Source organism: Streptomyces dangxiongensis (assembly GCF_003675325.1).
Taxonomy (GTDB): domain Bacteria; phylum Actinomycetota; class Actinomycetes; order Streptomycetales; family Streptomycetaceae; genus Streptomyces; species Streptomyces dangxiongensis.
This window is the reverse complement of record NZ_CP033073.1, coordinates 770,567-789,292: the sequence shown is the minus strand read 5'-3', so window position 1 is coordinate 789,292 and position 18,726 is coordinate 770,567. Positions and strand designations below refer to the sequence as shown.

Below are 18,726 nucleotides of genomic sequence, written 5' to 3'. Positions count from 1 at the left end.
GAGGGGATCCTCATCACGATGCGGCTGGGTCATCCTTGCCACGTGACCGCCCTCCTGCGGGCCCTGCTCGTCCTGACGAGCAGCGAAGTACAGCGGTGACGGACGATAACCCCGAAACGATCAACGCGCTGACATGCAAAGAGCCCACAGCCACCGCCCACACCACCAGCCCCGTAACCAGCAGCCAAGACGAAACGTCGGGAGGAGTACGCCTTGTCCGCGGCCACGGCGGAAGCACGGTGCGGGGCCGATCGACCGGGCTCGGGACCCTGATGCGTTCCAGGACAGCGGTGAAGCGGGGGCTGTCGGCCGACTGGCCGGCGGTGAGGACGAAGGACAGCGGGCGGCAACGGCGGTCCGCCGACAGGTGCACCTTGCCGGACAACCCGCCGAGTGAACGCCCCAGTTCGGCGGCGCGGAGCCGGGCCTCGCGACGTCGGCGCAGACGCCTTCGCTCCTCGCGGGCGGCATCCGCCTGCTCATCCGGCTCGGCTACCGGCGCGTTATGCCCCTTTGACGAAGCCCCTTCCTCGGCGACGGCCTTCTCCAGGGCCTCGAGCAGCTCCGCATCGACCCTCATCCCGGCGGCGGCGGCGTGGTGGTGGGCCCGGGCCACGGTGGAGTCCGGACTCACCAGATCGAGGTCTGCCTGACCGCGCGCGGCGGCCTCGGCAATCACCGCTTCCATCAGCGTCTGGAAGATCCCGGGCCCGGCCCAAAGCTGGAACCGCACCTACCGCTCGGGCATGTCCCGACACGGACCGCCCGTACGGAACCGCCATATCACGCCGTTGACGAGCCTGCGCAGGTCAGAATGGGACCGCGCTCGCCCAGCGGCAGCAGCGGTTCGAACACAGTCCACTCGTCGTCCGTAAGATCGCCTCGGGCCATCCCGCCTGTCTACCGTCCCGACCCGACCGGGACGGCGAAACAGCCAAACCCGTGATCTCAACTCGGCACAGACCCTAGTGGATCTTCTGCTGCTCCAGCCATTTGAAGATCTCGGCCCTCTTGTAGAGGACCTTGGCGTTCCTGCCTCGGCCGGGTTTGTACCCCTTCAAGCCCAGTTTCGATGCCTCCCTGTAGACCCAGCTCGTGGACATGTTGAGCATCGCAGCGACCTCAGATGTGTCCATAAGGACGGGCTCGACGCTACGGTGCGACGTGATATCGGTGCGGGTCTCGTCGGGGTGCGACTGCGGGTCCACGGGCAAGATGGCTCCTTGAAGCTGGCCTGAGCTTGGTCGCGGCATCGGCTCGCACTCTGCTCTGGCTACATTCCGAACGCCGTTGACACTCGCCCTGTGCCACCGGCAAGAGCCACCGGACGAGCTATAGCCATGGTCGTGAGAATCGCCGGTTTGGCTAACGGCGATCCGCTGCTATGTTGCCGCGCCGCTTCGGCCACTCAGATTCCTTGATGACCCATGGTGCCTCCTCCTTTGGGGCTGAGTAGTGGGGCCTGGACCAGCTAACCCATGGCGGTGTGTGGCCCGACTCCCGGTCGACGGCCTTCGCTCCTGAATGCCGGGCAGAACGCCTGAGTGACGGCGATCACGGCCGCCCTTCGGTAGCTCTGCGTAGGCTTGTGCCGTCGTCGCGGTGGGGTATAGGAGAGCAGGCGAAGCCCTCCTGCAGTCGCCTGATGTCGCGTCAGAAAAGTCAGCAAGTGGTCAGCATGAGTCCTGAAAAATCTAGGGCAAGCTGCCCGAACATGCGACTCGTTGTAGGGTGTCGAAACAGCCCTTGACCTGCAAAAACGCAGGCAGGGAGCCTACTTGTGGGAGTGCCCCGATGTTGCGTACAATGTTCAAGTCCAAGATCCACCGCGCCACCGTCACCCAGGCCGACCTGCACTACGTGGGATCGGTGACCATCGACGCCGATCTCCTCGACGCCGCGGACCTGCTGCCCGGTGAGCTGGTGCACATCGTCGACATCGCCAACGGTGCGCGGCTGGAGACGTACGTCATCGAAGGCGAACGCGGTTCCGGGGTCATCGGGATCAACGGGGCGGCGGCCCACCTCGTCCATCCCGGCGACCTGGTGATCATCATCAGCTACGCTCAGGTCACCGACGCCGAAGCACGCGAGCTGCGGCCCCGGGTCGTGCACGTCGACGCCGGCAACCGGATCGTGTCCCTCGGCGCCGACCCGTCGGAGCCGGTACCCGGCTCCGACCAGCAGCGCAGCCCCCAGGCCGTCCCGGCCTGACCGGCCGCGAGGACCAGGACCAGGAGCGTGCCCATGGGTGACACCGAGATTCGCGACGACCGGGCGGCCGGCCGCCTGGAGGCCCTCGGCGGCGGTGAAGTCGTCGGCCACATCGAGTACTTCGTCCTGGAGTCGCCCGCGCGCGCCCTGGTCCCCGTCCACACCATCGTCGAGCCCGCCCACGAGGGCAAGGGCATCGCCGGATCACTCGCCCGCGAGCTGTACGCCCTCGCCGAGCGCGAGGGCGTCCCGGTGGCCCCGCTGTGCCCCTACGTCGTCAAGTGGGCCGAACGTCACCCCGACGTCGCCCCGCCGGCCGACCCGGAACTGCTGTCGGCCGCGAAGGACTGGCTGCGCGCGCACCCGGGACGGTTCTGAGCGGGCCCGGTCTGTGTGGCTCCGGCCACCCACCCGGCCCCGTTCGGTGCTGCCGCCGGGTGAGTGCCGGGGCGGTCGTCGGGTAGGCGGGGGAGGAGTCCAGAGGCGACGCTTCGTGACTGCCGGAGGACAGTACCCATGACGAACCCGTACCCCGACCCGGTTCCGCCCGGCCCGACACCGGGCCCGACCCCGCCGGATCCGTATCCCAGCCCGGTCCCGCATCCGGAACCGAGCCCGCAGCCCGTGCCGCCGGGGCCCGGTCCGGAACCGACACCGCCCGCGCCGGGCCCCGACCCGACCCCGCCGCCGGTTCCGCCGCACCCGGGACCGCCGGGTCCGCCGGAGCCGGCCCCGTCCCCCATCCCGCCGGGTCCGGAACCGGTACCGAACCCCGAACCCGGCCCACCCCTCACCTGACGACACGAGCACACGCGGGCGCCCCCAGGGGCGCGAGGAGCCGAGCGGCCCGCCGCAAGGCGAGCCGCCTGGTTCACCACCCAGGCGAGGTGGGCGCCGGACCCCCGCTGCCGCGCCCCCGGGTTCACGGCCCTGGCGAGGCGAACCCGGACCCCGCAGACGCGCCCCCTGGTTCACCACCCAGGCAAGGTGGGCGCCGGGCCCCCGTAGACGCGCTCCCCGGGGCCGGCCCCCTGGGCCGCCCCTCTAGGCCCCCTAGGCCGGCACCTCGGACCGGTCCCCGCCCCACAGCGTGTGGAACGCGCCCTCCCGGTCCACCCGGCGGTACGTGTGGGCGCCGAAGAAGTCGCGCTGGCCCTGGGTCAGGGCGGCCGGCAGGCGTTCGGCGCGCAGGGCGTCGTAGTAGGCCAGCGCCGCCGCGAACCCCGGCGTCGGCACCCCCTGCCGTGTCGCCGCGACGAGCACCTCGCGCCAGTCGTCCTGCGCGGCGGCGATCTCCCGTGCGAACGTCTCGTCCGACAGCAGGCTCGGCAGGTCGGACCGGGCGTCGTACGCGGTGCGGATGCGGTCAAGGAAGGCCGCCCGGATGATGCAGCCGCCGCGCCAGATGGAGGCGACCTCGCCGAGGTCGATGTCCCAGCCGTACTCCTCGCTGCCCGCGGCGATCTCGTGGAAGCCCTGCGTGTACGACACGATCTTGGACGCGTACAGCGCCTGCTCGACCCGGTCGGCGAAGGCCGCCGCCTCCGATTCGGCGAGGGGTGTCGGCTTCGGACCGGCCAGCCCCCGCGAGGCCTCCCGGAGCGCCGCGTGGCCCGACAGGGACCGGGCGAACACCGCTTCCGCGATGCCCGACACCGGCACACCCAGGTCCAGGGCGATCTGCACGGTCCAGCGGCCGGTGCCCTTCTGTTCGGCCTGGTCGACGACGACGTCCACGAACGGCTTGCCGCCGGCGTCCACGTGGGACAGCACCTCGGCGGTGATCTCGATCAGGTAGGAGTCGAGCCGGCCGGTGTTCCAGGTGCGGAAGATGTCGGCGATCTGCGCGGGGGAGTACCCGGCGACGTCGCGCAGTAGCTGGTACGCCTCACCGATCAACTGCATGTCGGCGTACTCGATGCCGTTGTGCACCATCTTCACGAAGTGCCCGGCGCCGTCCGGTCCCACGTGGGTCACGCACGGCGCCCCGTCGGCGGCCTTCGCGGAGATCTTCTCCAGCATCGGGCCCAGCGACCCGTACGACTCCACCGACCCGCCGGGCATGATGCTCGGCCCGTGCAGCGCACCCTCCTCGCCGCCGGAGATGCCCGTGCCGACGAAGTGGATGCCGTGCTCGCGCAGCTCCCGCTCCCGGCGGCGGGTGTCGGCGAAGTGCGCGTTGCCACCGTCGATGATCATGTCGCCGGGCTCCAGGAGCGGAGCGAACTCCTCGATGACGGCGTCCGTCGGCTCACCCGCCTTGACCATGACGACCAGGCGGCGCGGGCGCTCCAGGGCCGCCACGAAGTCCTTGGCGGTCTCGGCCGCGACGAAGGCGCCCTCGTGCCCGAACTCCTCCACCAGCGCCCGGGTGCGCGACACCGTACGGTTGTGCACGGCGACCGAGTAGCCGTTGCGCGCGAAGTTCCGGGCGAGATTGCGGCCCATGACCGCCAGGCCCGTGACACCGATCTGCGCTGAAGTGCTCATACCGCCTGCTCCCTGGTTGCCTCGTGTCTACGGCTCCGTCAGTACGTGCCCTCGCCCATCCTGACGTGCCGCTACGGCGAGCGCACTTGCGACCCGCCACGCATGTGTACGCGGCGACGGCGCCTTCCGCCTCATCCACCGGCCCGCCCGTCCACCCGGGCAGGGGACGTAACCGGCCACCCTCCGGGACCGGGCGGCCGAAACTCCTTCTTGTCATGGCCAGTTAGCCGCGCTTACTTTTGCCCCTCCTGACGCACGCCGAGGGGAATTCGGAAATGGCCGTACGCGGCCGGCACCGCCGGTACCAGCCGAACAGGATCAACCGCGCATCACTCACCGTCACGGCGGGCGGTGCCGGCCTCGCGCTCCCGCTGGTCGCCGCCGGCACCGCGAGCGCCGCCGACGTGGCCACCTGGAACAAGGTCGCCGCGTGCGAGTCCAGTGGCAACTGGAGCATCAACACGGGCAACGGCTTCTACGGCGGCCTCCAGTTCACCCGGTCCACCTGGGATGCGTACGGCGGCGCCCGGTACGCGCCGCGCGCCGACCTGGCCACCCGGGATCAGCAGATCGCCGTCGCCGAGAAGGTCCTGGACGGACAGGGTCCGGGCGCCTGGCCGGTGTGTTCCGGTTCCGCCGGGCTCACCCGGGGCGACGGCAGCCCCGATGTGCGCACGGAGACCGCCTCCACCCACCCCGCCCAGGCCCGCCCCGCCGCGTCCGGCTCCGTGCGGGACGTACGGCCGCAGACCACTCCGCAGTCCCGAGCGGGCCGCGCCGAGATGTACACGGTGGTGCACGGGGACACGCTCTCCGGCATCGCCGGCGACCACCAGGTGCGGGGCGGCTGGCGCACGCTGTACGCGGGCAACCGCACGACGATCGGCGCCGACCCCGACCTCATCGTGCCGGGCCAGCGGCTCAGCCTGAGCGGCACCCGCACCAGAACGGCGCCGCCCGAGGCCCCGGGGAAGAAGACGCCTGCGCCGCACCGCACCACGCACCCCGGCCCGCCCCCGACCCGGCACGCGCTCGTCGCCCCGGTGACCGCGTCCGTCGGCACCGGGTACCGCGTGGCCGGCTCCCACTGGTCGAAGGGCTACCACACCGGCGTGGACTTCCTCGTGCCGACCGGCACCTCCGTGAGGGCGGCGGCGGCCGGACACGTGGTGTCCGCGGGCTGGGGCGGCTCGTACGGCTACCAGGTCGTGCTCCGGCACGCCGACGGCCGCTACACGCAGTACGCCCACCTGTCGGCGATCTCGGTGCGGGCCGGCCGGAGCGTCACCGCGGGCCAGCCGCTCGGCCGCTCCGGCGCCACCGGCAACGTCACGGGCCCGCACCTGCACTTCGAGGTGCGGACGGGGCCGGGCTTCGGCTCGGACATCGACCCGCTCGCCTACCTCCGGGCCGGAGGAGTAAGAATCTGACCCACCGTGCGCGCGGCGCCGCTGTGCCGATCCGCCACACCGCCCGCGCGGCACCGGTGGTCTGACGCACCCACCGCACGCACGTCAGGAACCGACGCGCGTGCGGTGCCGGTCCGGCAGCGGCACGTGCACGCCCGCGGGCAGCGGGGTGTACGACGCGGGGAGCGCACCGCCGGTGTCCGCCCCGCCGCCCCCCACGCCCGGTCCGAGCAGCTCACGCGTTGCCGGTCCGGCCGGCCCGGCACCGGGCTCCGCCGTGCGCTGCCGCGGTACGACGACCAGCCCCTCCGCCGTGTCCCGCGCCGGCGCTCCCGCAGCGGACGCCGACCCGGCACCCCGAGCCACCGCACCAGGAGCCGCCGCACCAGGAGTCACCGCACCGGGAACACCCGTACCCCGAGCCGCCTCAGCCGCAGTCGTTCCGTCCTGTCCCGACGTGCGCTCCATCCGTTCCGTCGTCAGCATGACCAGGCCGCCCGCCGCCACCACCGCGCAGGCCAGCGCGAGCACCGTGCCCGTGCTGCCGTGGCGGAGCGTCTCGCCGAACATCAGGACGCCCACCACGGCGGCCAGCACCGGGTTGACGACCGTCAGCGTGGCCAGCGGGGCGGTGAGTCCGCCACCGCGGTAGGACGCCTGGGACAGCAGCACGCCGGCGACCGCGAACAGGCAGATCACCGCGAGCGAGGCCAGGTCGGCCAGGCCGACGCCCAGGGTCCAGTCCACGGCGACGGTCTTGGTGAACACCGACGACATGCCGAACGCGATGCCGGACGCGGTGGCGAGCAGGACGCTGCGCACCGCCGGATGCCGGTGCGCGGCGAGGCCCGCGCCCATCAGTGCCACCACCGCGCCGCCGGTGACGAGGGCGGTCACCACCCGCTGGGCCGGGGTGAGCGAGTGGGTGCCGGAGGTGCCGACCAGGGACAGCAGCCCGGCGAGGCCCACCGTGGCCATGAGGGCACCACGCCAGGCCGTGGCGCCGGCCCTGCGGCCGACGCACAGCGCCGCCAGGGGCAGCGCGAAGACGATGGTCAGCGCCCCCAGCGGCTGGACGAGGCTGAGCGGCCCGCAGGCCAGTGCCACGACGTGGAGCAGGCCGCCGAGACCGTTGAGCGCCAGCGCGCCCCACCAGCCCGGGCGGCGCAGCGGCAGATACGCCTCGTGCGGGGCGGAGACCGCGATCTGCTCCTGCACGATGGCCCCGGCCGCGTAGGCGACGGCGGAGACGAGTGACAGGAGCACGGACAGCGCCAGGGCACTCATCGGCGTCTCCCCTGCCCGCGGCGGGAGTTGCGGACCCGGCGTGAGGGACGGTCGGCTTCCATGACGAACACTCTGCCGGGCGGCGAACGCCCCGTCGTCGTACCTGAGGCCTCAATGCGTCCTACTCCCGATGGAGTAGGCACTCGGCGGGTCATCCTCTGGCAGGGTGAGGCAGGATCCGGCCCCGCGCGGCCGGCCCGGGAACGCGCCTGGTAGTAGTGCCTGTCGTGGACCTCGACCCCGATCTCGCCGCGCTCCGTTCCCTCGGCGGCTTCTTCGTCCTGCGCACCCTGCCGCCCTCGTCCCCGGCCGCCGGCGGCACCGGTCCGCACCGGTTCCCGACTCTCGCGGAGGCCTACGAGGGCGCGGCGTCCGACGTTCGCGGTGACGCGCTGGCGCTGCGGGTGGCCACCGTCGGGGCCCGGTTGCGGACCGCGGAGCCGCGGGTCGCCGCGTCCCTGGCCCAGCAGGGGCTGGCCGCCCGGCTGTGGTCGGCCGCGTTGGGCTGCGCCGTGCTGTACGGCCGGCTGCCCGGCCTGGACCCGCGGCTGCTGCGCTGGGACGCCCTCGCCTCCGCCCCCGACGACCTGTGGCTCACCGGGGTGCGCTCGCTGCCCGGCGACGGCGCCGCCGTCGCCGCCGCCGTCCTCGACGCCCACCTGGAGCCTCTGGGCGCCGTCCTGCGGGCCCGCTACGGCGTCGCCGCGGGCCTGCTGCGAGGCAACGCCGGTTCCGCGCTCGCCGCGACGGCCCGCGAACTGGGCCGCTGGGCCCGCGCCCACGACCGTACCGACGTCGTGGAACGGGCCAGCGCGCTCACGGACGAACTGTTCGCCCACCCCCTGCTGCGCGCCACCGGCGACCGCGCCGGCCCGGCCTTCCGCCGCCGAAGCTGCTGCCTGTACTACCGCGTCCCCGGCGGCGGACTGTGCGGTGACTGCTGCCTCACCCGCCTCCCGCGCTCTTCCCCGCGCGCCGCATCTGGGTGACCATGGGGGAGAACGTGCCAGCGAGACCAGGGGGTTGTCGGTTGCGAGTGGGACTGCTGAGCCGGGAGTACCCCCCGGACGTGTACGGCGGCGCCGGTGTCCATGTGGAGTTCCTCGCCCGCGAGCTGGCCTCGCTGGTGGACCTGGAGGTGCACTGCTGGGGTGAGGGGCGCGGCGCCGGTGTCGTACGCCACCGTCCCTGGTCCGCCCTCGACGGCTCCAACGACGCGCTGCGCACCTTCTCCGTGGACCTCGCCATCGCCGCCGCCCTCGAAGGCCGCGAACTCGTCCACTCGCACACCTGGTACGCCAATCTGGCCGGCCATGTCGCCAAACTGCTGTACGGCGTCCCGCACGTCGTCACCGCCCACTCGCTGGAGCCGTTGCGCCCCTGGAAGGCCGAGCAACTCGGCGGCGGGTACGCCCTGTCGGGCTGGGCCGAGCGCACCGCGATCGAGGCCGCCGACGCGGTGATCGCCGTCTCGGGTGCCATGCGGGAGGACATCCTGTCCTGCTACCCGGCGCTGGACCCGGCCCGGGTCCACGTCGTGCACAACGGCATCGACACCCAGCTCTACCGCCCCGACCACGGCACCGACGCCCTCACCCGGCACGGCATCGACCCCGCGCGTCCCTACGTCCTGTTCGTCGGCCGGATCACCCGGCAGAAGGGCGTGCCCCGTCTGCTGCGCGCCGTACGGGACATCGACCCGGGCGTCCAGGTGGTGCTGTGCGCCGGCGCGCCCGACACCCCGGAGATCGACCGGGAGTTCCGTGAGCTGTTCGAGGAGCTGCGCCGGGTCCGGTCGGGCGTGTTCTGGATCCCGCAGATGCTGCCGCGCCCGGAGGTGATCCAACTCCTCACACGGGCGGCCGTGTTCGCCTGCCCCTCGGTGTACGAGCCGCTCGGCATCGTCAACCTGGAGGCGATGGCCTGTGGCACGCCGGTCGTCGCGTCCCGGGTGGGCGGCATCCCCGAGGTCGTGGACGACGGCCGCACCGGTCTCCTGGTCGACGTGGACGACGGTTTCGAGTCCGGGTTCGCCCGGGCGCTGGACGCCGTGCTCGGTGATCCGGCGGCGGCCCGGCGGATGGGGGAGGCCGGACGGGCGCGCGCGGTGGGCGAGTTCGGCTGGGACGCGGTGGCCCGCCGTACGGCCGGGCTGTACGAGCGGGTCCTCAAGGAGGCTTAGTCCGGCCCGCTCGGGGCAACCATGGTTCAACCAGGGGTGAGGGGAGCGGGCATGCGTCGTGGAGGGCCTTCCGTGCTCGGGATCGTGCTGGCGGGCGGCGAGGGCAAGCGCCTGATGCCGCTCACCGCGGACCGCGCCAAACCGGCGGTCACCTTCGGCGGTACGTACCGCCTGGTCGACTTCGTCCTGTCCAACCTGGTCAACGCCGACGTGCTGCGCATCTGTGTGCTGACCCAGTACAAGTCGCACTCGCTGGACCGGCACATCACCACCACCTGGCGGATGTCGAGCCTGCTCGGCAACTACGTCACCCCGGTCCCGGCCCAGCAGCGGCTGGGCCCGCGCTGGTACCTGGGCAGCGCCGACGCGCTCCTGCAGTCCCTGAACCTGATCCACGACGAACAGCCCGAGTACGTGGCCGTGTTCGGGGCCGACCACGTCTACCGCATGGACCCGCGGCAGATGCTCGCCCAGCACATCGAGGGCGGCGCGGGCGTGACCGTGGCCGGCATCCGGGTGCCGCGCGGGGAGTCCTCGTCGTTCGGGGTGATCACGCCGGGCTCGGACGGCGTCACGGTGGAACGCTTCCTGGAGAAGCCCGCCGATCCGCCGGGACTGCCGGACGCCCCCGACTGTGTGTTCGCCTCGATGGGCAACTACATCTTCACCACCAAGGCCCTGATCGAAGCGCTGCACCGGGACGCGGAGGACACGCAGTCCGTGCACGACATGGGCGGCTCGATCCTGCCCCAGCTCACGGCGCGCGGCGAGGCCCAGCTATACGACTTCAGCGACAACCACGTGCCCGGCGAGACCACCCGGGACCAGGGCTACTGGCGGGACGTGGGCACCCTGGACGCCTACTACGAGGCGCACATGGATCTGATCGCCGAACGCCCCGCCTTCAACCTGTACAACCGCCAGTGGCCCATCTACACCCACTCGTACCAGCTCCCCCCGGCCCGGTTCAACGCGGGCGGCATCGCGAGCGAGTCCATCATCAGCGCGGGCTGCCTGATCCGCGGCCAGGTCAGCCGTTCGGTGCTCTCGCCCGGTGTACGGATCGACCCGGGCGCGGTCGTGCAGGGCTCGGTGCTGCACGACAACGTGCATGTCGGCCGGGGTGCGGTGGTCCGCGGCGCGGTGCTCGACAAGAACGTGGAGGTCCCGCCGGGCGCGACGATCGGCGTCAACCCGGAGCGGGACGCCGAGTTGTACACCGTCTCCAAGGGGGGCGTGATCGCGCTGGGCAAGGGGCAGCGGGTTCCCTGACGAACGCCCCGTCAGGCCGCCGTTCCCGCGACGCGTTCCGCGCCGTCCTGACGGCAATGCCCGGGTTCGCACCGTTCGCCCTTCACGATGCAGGCAACGATGTCGAACCTTCGGAGGTCATCCGACATGAGAGGGACCCGGCGCACGCGGCTGTGTCTGGCCGGGGTGATGGCGGCGTCCGCGCTGATCGCCACCCCCGCCGCACGGGCCGCCGAGCGGACCGACGGCCACCTCACCGACCTGGTGAACCCCTTCATCGGGACCCAGAACGAGGGCAACACCTTCCCCGGCGCGGCCGTGCCCTTCGGCATGGTGCAGCTCTCGCCGGACACCGGGCACAGCACCGGCTACGACTACGCGCACCACCGCGTCCGCGGCTTCTCCCTGGTCCACCTGTCGGGTGTCGGCTGCCGCATCGGCGGCGACCTGCCCGTGCTGCCGACCACCGGCGACGTCACCGAGACGGACTACGCCCGGTACGCGGCGGCCTTCTCCCACGACGACGAGGAGGCGAGCCCCGGCTACTACCGGGTGGGTCTCGCCTCCGGCATCCGCGCCGAACTGACCGCGACCGCCCGCACCGGGGTGCAGCGCTACACCTTCCCGGCCACCCGCAGGGCCAACGTCCTGCTGAACGCCGCCCAGTCGCTGCACAAGCCCGTCGCCGCAGAGGTGGAGATCCTCGACGACCACACGGTACGCACGGAGATCACCGGCCACGGCTTCTGCCGGGACACCGGCCCGTACACCGTCTACACGGTCACCCGGTTCAGCCGGCCCTTCACCGCCTACGGCACCTGGGACGGCCAGGCCGTCACCCCGGGCGCCCGCACCGGCCACGGCGGCGCCTACGTCCGCTTCGACACCACCGGGAACCGTACCGTCGAGGCGACCACCGCCCTGTCGTACGTCGACGCGCGCGGTGCCGCCGGCAACCTGCGGGCCGAGGGCGGCCGGCCCTTCGACGCCGTACGCCTCCGGGCCCGCGAGGAGTGGGAGGGCCGGCTCGCGGCCGTCCGCGTGCGGGGCGGCACGCCCACGCTCCGCCGGACCTTCTACTCCTCGCTGTACCGGTCGTACCTCGCGCCGAACGTGGGCGGCGACGCCGACGGCCGCTACTTCGGCTGGGACCGCCGGACCCACCGCGCCCGGGGCTTCACGTACTACCAGAACTGGTCGCTGTGGGACACCTACCGCACCCAGGCGCAGCTCCTCGCCCTGCTCGCCCCGCGCGAGGCCCGCGACATGGCCCGGTCGGTGGTCGCGATCGACGAGGACGGCGGCTGGCTGCCCAAGTGGGGGTACGGCCCGGTCGAGACGAACATCATGACCGGTGACCCGGTCACCCCGTTCCTGACCACCGCCTACCACATGGGGCTGCTGAGGGGCTTCGAGGAGCGGGCCTACCGCGCCCTGAGGAAGAACGCCGACGGAGTGCCGCCCGCCGCGTACCCGGGCGTCGGCCGGGAGGCCAACGCCGAGTACCTCGCCCATGGCTTCGCGCCCTACGTCAAGGGCCGCCCGTACGCCAAGATGGGCGACTCCGACTACCACCAGGGCGCCTCCGTCACCCTGGAGTACGCCCTCGCCGACGCCATGCTCGCCCAGATGGCCCGCGGTCTCGGCCACGAGGACGACGCCGCCCGCTACGCGGCCCGCTCGCGGAACTACCGCACCATCTTCGACCCGGCCACCGGCTTCTTCCGCGCCCGCGACGCCTCCGGTGCCTTCACCGGCCCCCCCGACCCCGCCCGCGGCACCGGCTTCCACGAGGGCACCGCCTGGCAGTACCAGTGGCTCGTCCCGCAGGACCTGCCCGGCATGACCGGCCTGATCGGCGGCACCCGCGCGGCCAACGAGCGCCTGGACGCCTTCTTCGCCTACGACCAACTGCTCGCGGACCCGGAGCGGACCGCCCGCGAGGTGTGGGTGCACGGCGACCCGTACGCCTACTACAACGCGGCCACCTACAACCCGCAGAACGAACCGGACCTGATCGCTCCGTACACCTACCTGTCCACCGGGCAGCCCTGGAAGACCACGGACGTGGTCCATGCGGCGCTGACCCTGTTCACCGACAGCCCCACCGGCATCACCGGCAACGACGACCTCGGCACGATGTCCGCCTGGAACGTCCTGTCGTCCATCGGGCTCTTCCCGGTCCAGCCCGGCTACGACACCTGGGGCCTGACCACCCCGGTCTTCGACCGCGTCGACCTGACCCTGGACCGCTCCTACTGGCCGGGCGGCCGGCTGACCGTGCGCGCGCCCGGCACCTCGGCCACCGACCGCTACGTCCAGGCCGTCCGCGCCGACGGCACGCCCCAGCGCCGGACCTATCTGACGACCGGGGCGCTGCGCTCGCTGCGTGCCCTCACGTTCACGGTCGGCCCGCGCCCGTCGGAGTGGGGTACGTCACCCGGAGCGGCGCCGCCCGTCCTGCGGTGACCCCCGTGTGTCCTGCGGCCCGTCCCTTCCGGTGGAGCGGGCCGCCACCCGACGGTCGTTTTGAGTGCTGTGATGGTGTTTGACGTTAATCGTCCGCCGGGGTTTGACTTCTGGTCACCCGTCGCCGACGCGTGAGGACCGCCCGTGACTTCCGACCTGCTCGCCCCCCTCGACCTGGCTTTCTGGAACATGGAGTCCGACCGGAACCCCATGCACCTCGGCGCGCTCGGCCTCTTCACCGCACACTCGCCCACCGCCGGCGCCCACGCCGCCGACCTGCTCGCCGCCCGCGCCGCCGCCGTACCCGGCCTGCGCATGCGCATCCGCGACGTCTGGCAGCCGCTCGCCTTCGGCGGCGCCACCCGCGAGACCGTCCCGGACTTCGACCCGCTCGACCACGTGCGGCTGCACGCCCCGACCGCCGACTTCCACGCCGCCGCCGGCCGGCTCATGGAACGACCGCTGGAGCGCGGCCGGCCGCCCTGGGAGGCGCACGTCCTGCCCGGTGAGGACGGGGTGTCCTTCGCGGTGCTGTTCAAGTTCCACCACGCCCTCGCCGACGGGCTGCGCGCGCTGAAGCTCGCCGCCGGCATCCTGGACCCCGTGGAGCTGCCCGAGCGCGCGCCCCGCGCCATCGAGCCGCCACGCGGCCCGCTGTCCGACCTGCGCAGGCTGCCCGGACTCGTCCCCGAGCTGGTCAAAGGCGCCCTGTCCGACGTGGGACGGGCCCTGGACATCGGCGCCTCGCTGGCCCGCTCCACCTTCGGCATGCGGCCGACCTCCGCGCTGACCTGCGCGCCCAGCGGCACCCGCCGCACCGCCGGGGTCGTCGTCGACATCGACGACGTGCACCGGGTGCGCAAGAACGCCGGCGGCACCGTGAACGACGTCCTCATCGCCGTCGTCGCCGGGGCCCTGCGCCGCTGGCTGGACGAGCGCGGCGACGGCAGCAAGGGGGTGGCGCCCCGCGCGCTGATCCCCGTCTCCCGGCGCCGCCCGCACGCCACGCAGCCACAGGGCAACCGGCTCTCCGGGTACTTGATACCGCTTCCGGTCCACGAGTCCGATCCGCTCGGCCGTCTCGACGCCGTGCGCCGCGCGATGGTCCGCAACAAGGACGCGGGGCCCGACCGGGGTGCCGGCGCGGTGGCGCTGCTCGCCGACCACGTTCCCGCGCTCGGGCACCGGCTCGGTGGGCCACTGGTCGGCCAGGCGGCCCGGCTGTGGTTCGACATCCTCGTCACCAGCGTGCCGTTGCCCGGGCTCGGGCTGCGGCTCGGCGGTCACGAGCTGGCCGAGGTGTACCCGCTGGCTCCGCTCGCGCCCGGACAGGCGCTGGCGGTGGCGATCTCGACGTACCGCGGGCGGGTGCACTACGGGCTGGTCGCCGACGCCGAGGCCGTGCCCGACCTGGACCGGTTCGCCCACGCGGTGTCGGCCGAGCTGGAGACCCTGCTGAGCGTCTGCGGGCACTGAGCCCGGGCCCGCGGCCGGTGGCCGTGGGCGGGCCATTTGGTGCTGGGGCCGTGCGCTCCGTAAAATTCCCCGTTCGAAAGCGGGCGCGAGTCGGAGCGCTGCGCGGGTGATCAGGGAAACGGCAGCGCGATGACGGTGACAGAGGACGGGTCTGCGTCCATGGAGGTCCCCATGGACGTCCCCACGGACGCCTCCATGGACGAGGTGGTCTTCGGGCCCGGTATCGACCCCGAGCGGCTGGCCGTCTGCCTGAGCGTGCTCGAGGAGCTGGACCGGCTCGACGTCGACCACCCCGACGCGATCCAGGTGCGCCGGGCCACCTCGCACATCTACCGCACGGTCAAGCAGCGCCGCCGCCAGGAGCGCCGGGCCGCCAAGACCGCGCACGACCGCGCCGTCACCGAGGCCACCGCCACCGGCTCCGCCGAGCGGATCGACGACGAGACCGAGGGCGTCCTGCCCTCCTCCAAGGTCGACGAGGGGCGGATCGCGGGCATACTCCGGCGCCCCCGCTCCTGCTACATCTGCAAGCAGCGCTACGTCGAGGTCGACTACTTCTACCACCAGCTCTGCCAGAGGTGCGCGGACGAGAACCGCGCCAGGCGGGACGCCCGCGCCGACCTCACCGGCAAGCGCGCCCTGCTCACCGGCGGCCGGGCCAAGATCGGCATGTACATCGCGCTGCGCCTGCTGCGCGACGGCGCGCACACCACGATCACCACGCGCTTCCCGAACGACGCCGTCCGCCGTTTCAAGGCCCAGCCCGACAGCGACGAGTGGATCCACCGGCTGAAGATCGTCGGCATCGACCTGCGCGACCCCGCCCAGGTCGTCGCCCTCGCCGACTCCGTCACCGCCGAGGGCCCGCTCGACATCCTGATCAACAACGCGGCCCAGACGGTACGGCGCTCCCCGCAGGCGTACAGCGAACTGCTCGCCGCCGAGTCCGCCCCGCTGCCCGCCGGTGAACTGCCGGCCGCCGAGGTGATCGGCACCTTCGGCTCCGGCGCGGTCGCCCAGCTACCGGTCGCCGGCGGCGGCGCGCTGACCGCCCAGGACGTCACCGGTCTCGCGCTGGTCTCCGGCTCGGCGTCGCTGGAGCGGATCGCCGCCGGTACGGCGATCGACGCCGGCGGTCTGGTGCCCGACCTGCACGACACCAATAGCTGGGTGCAGACGGTGGAGGAGGTGACCCCGGTCGAGCTGCTGGAGGTCCAGCTCTGCAACTCCACGGCCCCGTTCATCCTCATCAGCCGTCTGCGCCCGGCGATGGCGGCGGCGAAGTCCCCCCGGACCTACATCGTGAACGTCTCCGCCATGGAGGGTGTCTTCGAGCGCGGTTACAAGGGCGCCGGCCACCCGCACACCAACATGGCCAAGGCCGCCCTGAACATGCTCACGCGCACCAGCGCCCAGGAGATGTTCGAGAAGGACGGCATCCTGATGACGGCCGTGGACACCGGCTGGATCACGGACGAGCGCCCGCACCCGGACAAGGTGCGCCTGGCCGAGGCCGGCTTCCACGCCCCCCTCGACCTGGTCGACGGTGCCGCCCGCGTCTACGACCCGATCGTGCGCGGCGAGGCGGGCGAGGACCTGTACGGCGTCTTCATGAAGGACTACGCGCCCGGCAAGTGGTGACCGGCACGGGTGACGTGCCCCGCCGGGCGTGCAGGGCACGGACGGCGCGGGGGCCGCGCCAGCGTTTGAGCCGGCGCAGCGCCTCCAGCCGTCCGGCGGCCCGGTCCAGCCCGCACCGGCCACGTCACCCGGACGGCCTTCACCGCGACACCACCCCGGCAGCCGTCGCCGCGACGGTTGTCACTCCGGCGGCCGTCGTCCGGACGGTCGTCACGCGGACGGCGGTCACGCGTACGGCTGTCACGCGGACGGCGGTCACGCGTACGGCTGTCACCCGGACGGCCGTCGCACGGGTGGCCGTCAGTCCACCGCGCCGAGCCGCGCGTTCCGGGCCGCCACCAGTTCCAGCACCGTGCGCCAGTCCTCCAGCACGCCCGCGTCGAAGCCCGCCGTCCGGGCCTCCTCGGCCGCCTGACGCAGCCGCGGCACGTCCTCGTCGGCGGGGGACGCGTCCCCGCGCACCAGCCGGTACACCCGCTCCCCGAGCAGGGCGCGCACCGCCTCCGCCGCCCTGCCGACCCGCGCGGCCTCGTCGCCCGGGCCCAGCAACGGCCCGACGCCGTGCACCAGGGCCGCCACCTGAAGCTCCTTGTCGGCGGGCCGGCCGCGCCGCAGCAGCGCCGCGGTCCGCAGCGCGTGCCGGTGCGGGGCGGCGTACAGCAGGTCCATCAGCTCCTCGACACTGCGCAGCTCCATGCGTCAGTCCTCTCGCGAGTCAGCCGTTGCCGCGCCAGCAGAGCATGACGAGCTTGCCGCCCGGCCAACGGCGCCTGAACTGCGCCGGGTCCGGACGGGCGGGCGCGGGCCGATCCGGGGGCGCGTGCGCGGACGTAGGCCGAGTGGGTGATCCGCCGCGTCGCACGAGTGATGCGCATTGTCATAAGAACCCACACATTGGGAGGTATTGGAAGCCGGACGAAGCGTATTGGTTACACCTTGTTTGCATTCCCTATCGAGCGGATGCCTGCTCATTTGGTTAACCTGGGGTGGACGGACAGCAGTACGGGGTCCCACCCACACCCATCGTCCGTCCTGGGGTGAGCCGGTCGACAACGGCCTGCTCTGTCTTGAGATATTGGCGCCACCGCGTCCGAACTGGCCTTCCATCCAGACCCGAACGGGCGTCGAACGCCGGAGCGCAGACCGTCCGGTACGCCCCGAGGGTGACCGACACATAAGGAGTGCGCGGTGACACCGGAGAAGACGAATCGCGAACAGCGCCCCAAGGAACGCACGGAGCGCGCGGGCCGCCGGCCCGGAGAACTCGGCAGCCTGGACGTGTGGGCCCGGTCCGCCCCGATCCGCCTCGCGGGTTACGAGGACGACCTCGCCGAGCCCCACATCCTGCCGAGCGTGGACTGACCCTCGGGCCGGACCCGTCGCGATCGCCGCACGCATGGGCGTGACAGACTCACGCCCATGCCGATCAGAGAAGCCGTGGCCGCGGACTGGCCGAGTATCTGGCCTTTCTGGCACCGGATCGTCGCCGGCGCCGAGACCTACACCTGGGACCCGGACACCACCGAGGAAGCCGCCCGCGCCCTGTGGATGAACCCGGCCAAGCGGGTCTACGTCGCCGAGGACCCGGCCGGCACCGTCGTCGGCTCCGCCTACCTCACCCCCAACTACGGCGGCCCCGCCTCCCGCGTGGCCAACGCCGGCTTCATGGTCGACCCGGACCACACCGGCCGGGGCATCGGCCGCGCCCTCGCCGAGCACGTCCTGGCCGAGGCCAGGGCCCACGGCTACCGTGCGATGGTCTTCAACGCCGTGGTCGAGACGAACCCCGCCCTCGGGCTCTGGACCTCCCTCGGCTTCACCGTCCTCGGCACCGTCCCGGAGGCGTACGAACACCCCCGGCACGGCCGCGTCGGCCTGCACATCATGTACCGGGCGCTGGACCGACCCGCGGGCTGACCTCGCGTCCGCCGGGTGGATCCCGGAAACGGAACCCGACGACGTCGAGAGCGTGACCGGTCACTGGAGTCACCCGCATGGCGGCACCGGTACTTCGGGCGATCGAGGCGGACGGGACGAGCTGGGACGACCCGTCCGAGACACAACTGCACGACCTGCCGGCCGACATGAGCCCCACATGGCGGCGTGGGTACCCCGTGAGCACGAGGCCTTCTCGGTCGAACCCGTGGCCGAGGTGCTCCAGGACGGGGCCTTCGGGCGGCCGGGCCGGCGCGAGGCCCTCTCCCGGGTCCCCTGGTCACCCGCCGTGCCCTGCGCCCGCCACCACCACCCCCTCACCGACCCTTGACGCCCGCGACCGACCCCGTGGCCGCCGCCGCGGCGCGTGCC

General features: G+C 72.7%; 17 protein-coding genes. 12 read left to right on the top strand and 5 right to left on the bottom strand.

The window, feature by feature from the left end; translation table 11 throughout:
* Nucleotides 1-13: 13 nt before the first annotated feature.
* Nucleotides 14-733 (bottom strand): hypothetical protein, encoded by a 720-nt coding sequence (locus D9753_RS39220; protein ID WP_121785707.1) that lies wholly within the window; start codon nucleotides 731-733, stop codon nucleotides 14-16.
* 232 nt (nucleotides 734-965) lie between these two features.
* Nucleotides 966-1,208 (bottom strand): helix-turn-helix domain-containing protein, encoded by a 243-nt coding sequence (locus D9753_RS03735; protein ID WP_121785705.1) that lies wholly within the window; start codon nucleotides 1,206-1,208, stop codon nucleotides 966-968.
* A gap of 586 nt (nucleotides 1,209-1,794) precedes the next feature.
* Between D9753_RS03735 and panD the strand changes: the two genes are divergently transcribed.
* The gene (panD, locus tag D9753_RS03730) at nucleotides 1,795-2,214 is read left to right on the top strand and encodes an aspartate 1-decarboxylase (RefSeq protein WP_121785704.1); all 420 of its coding nucleotides are present in this window, start codon (nucleotides 1,795-1,797) and stop codon (nucleotides 2,212-2,214) included.
* Nucleotides 2,215-2,247: 33 nt separating this feature from the next.
* On the top strand, nucleotides 2,248-2,592 hold the full coding sequence (locus D9753_RS03725) for a GNAT family N-acetyltransferase (RefSeq protein WP_121785703.1): 345 nt from the start codon (nucleotides 2,248-2,250) through the stop codon (nucleotides 2,590-2,592).
* 675 nt (nucleotides 2,593-3,267) lie between these two features.
* Here D9753_RS03725 and gndA read toward each other — a convergent pair.
* Entirely contained in the window at nucleotides 3,268-4,704 is a 1,437-nt protein-coding gene (gene gndA, locus D9753_RS03715; protein ID WP_121785701.1) for an NADP-dependent phosphogluconate dehydrogenase, read from the bottom strand.
* Nucleotides 4,705-4,979: 275 nt separating this feature from the next.
* Between gndA and D9753_RS03710 the strand changes: the two genes are divergently transcribed.
* Nucleotides 4,980-6,134, top strand: a complete 1,155-nt coding sequence (locus tag D9753_RS03710) for a transglycosylase family protein (protein ID WP_121785700.1) — start codon at nucleotides 4,980-4,982, stop codon at nucleotides 6,132-6,134.
* Between the two features lie 84 nt (nucleotides 6,135-6,218).
* Here D9753_RS03710 and D9753_RS03705 read toward each other — a convergent pair whose 3' ends face one another.
* Nucleotides 6,219-7,400 carry a DMT family transporter gene (locus D9753_RS03705; RefSeq protein WP_121785699.1) on the bottom strand — a complete coding sequence of 394 codons (1,182 nt, stop codon included), beginning with the start codon at nucleotides 7,398-7,400 and terminating at the stop codon, nucleotides 6,219-6,221.
* A gap of 227 nt (nucleotides 7,401-7,627) precedes the next feature.
* On the opposite strand from D9753_RS03705, the gene D9753_RS03700 reads away from it, so the two are divergent.
* The 6 genes from D9753_RS03700 (at nucleotide 7,628) to D9753_RS03675 (ending at nucleotide 16,419) form a co-directional block, all read left to right on the top strand.
* Entirely contained in the window at nucleotides 7,628-8,389 is a 762-nt protein-coding gene (locus D9753_RS03700) for a (2Fe-2S)-binding protein (RefSeq protein ID WP_121790881.1), read from the top strand.
* 41 nt (nucleotides 8,390-8,430) lie between these two features.
* The gene (glgA, locus tag D9753_RS03695; protein ID WP_121785698.1) at nucleotides 8,431-9,582 is read left to right on the top strand and encodes a glycogen synthase; all 1,152 of its coding nucleotides are present in this window, start codon (nucleotides 8,431-8,433) and stop codon (nucleotides 9,580-9,582) included.
* Nucleotides 9,583-9,633: 51 nt separating this feature from the next.
* Nucleotides 9,634-10,854, top strand: coding sequence for a glucose-1-phosphate adenylyltransferase (gene glgC / locus D9753_RS03690; RefSeq protein ID WP_121785697.1), 1,221 nt, complete (start codon nucleotides 9,634-9,636; stop codon nucleotides 10,852-10,854).
* A 126-nt stretch (nucleotides 10,855-10,980) separates the two neighbouring features.
* The gene (locus D9753_RS03685; RefSeq protein ID WP_121785696.1) at nucleotides 10,981-13,302 is read left to right on the top strand and encodes a GH92 family glycosyl hydrolase; all 2,322 of its coding nucleotides are present in this window, start codon (nucleotides 10,981-10,983) and stop codon (nucleotides 13,300-13,302) included.
* Between the two features lie 144 nt (nucleotides 13,303-13,446).
* On the top strand, nucleotides 13,447-14,778 hold the full coding sequence (locus D9753_RS03680; RefSeq protein WP_121785695.1) for a wax ester/triacylglycerol synthase family O-acyltransferase: 1,332 nt from the start codon (nucleotides 13,447-13,449) through the stop codon (nucleotides 14,776-14,778).
* A gap of 129 nt (nucleotides 14,779-14,907) precedes the next feature.
* Nucleotides 14,908-16,419 carry an SDR family NAD(P)-dependent oxidoreductase gene (locus tag D9753_RS03675; RefSeq protein WP_394346683.1) on the top strand — a complete coding sequence of 504 codons (1,512 nt, stop codon included), beginning with the start codon at nucleotides 14,908-14,910 and terminating at the stop codon, nucleotides 16,417-16,419.
* 300 nt (nucleotides 16,420-16,719) lie between these two features.
* Here D9753_RS03675 and D9753_RS03670 read toward each other — a convergent pair whose 3' ends face one another.
* A complete protein-coding gene (locus D9753_RS03670; protein WP_121785694.1) occupies nucleotides 16,720-17,115 on the bottom strand; it encodes a hypothetical protein in 396 nt (131 codons plus the stop codon).
* A gap of 492 nt (nucleotides 17,116-17,607) precedes the next feature.
* Here D9753_RS03670 and D9753_RS03665 point away from each other — a divergent pair, with 492 nt between their 5' ends.
* The 3 genes from D9753_RS03665 (at nucleotide 17,608) to D9753_RS37540 (ending at nucleotide 18,685) form a co-directional block, all read left to right on the top strand.
* The gene (locus D9753_RS03665) at nucleotides 17,608-17,781 is read left to right on the top strand and encodes a hypothetical protein (protein WP_106980896.1); all 174 of its coding nucleotides are present in this window, start codon (nucleotides 17,608-17,610) and stop codon (nucleotides 17,779-17,781) included.
* Nucleotides 17,782-17,838: 57 nt separating this feature from the next.
* Nucleotides 17,839-18,336: a GNAT family N-acetyltransferase gene (locus D9753_RS03660; protein ID WP_121785693.1), complete on the top strand. Its 498-nt coding sequence runs from the start codon at nucleotides 17,839-17,841 to the stop codon at nucleotides 18,334-18,336.
* Between the two features lie 178 nt (nucleotides 18,337-18,514).
* Nucleotides 18,515-18,685: a hypothetical protein gene (locus D9753_RS37540; protein WP_240468018.1), complete on the top strand. Its 171-nt coding sequence runs from the start codon at nucleotides 18,515-18,517 to the stop codon at nucleotides 18,683-18,685.
* The last annotated feature ends 41 nt before the right edge of the window (nucleotides 18,686-18,726 follow it).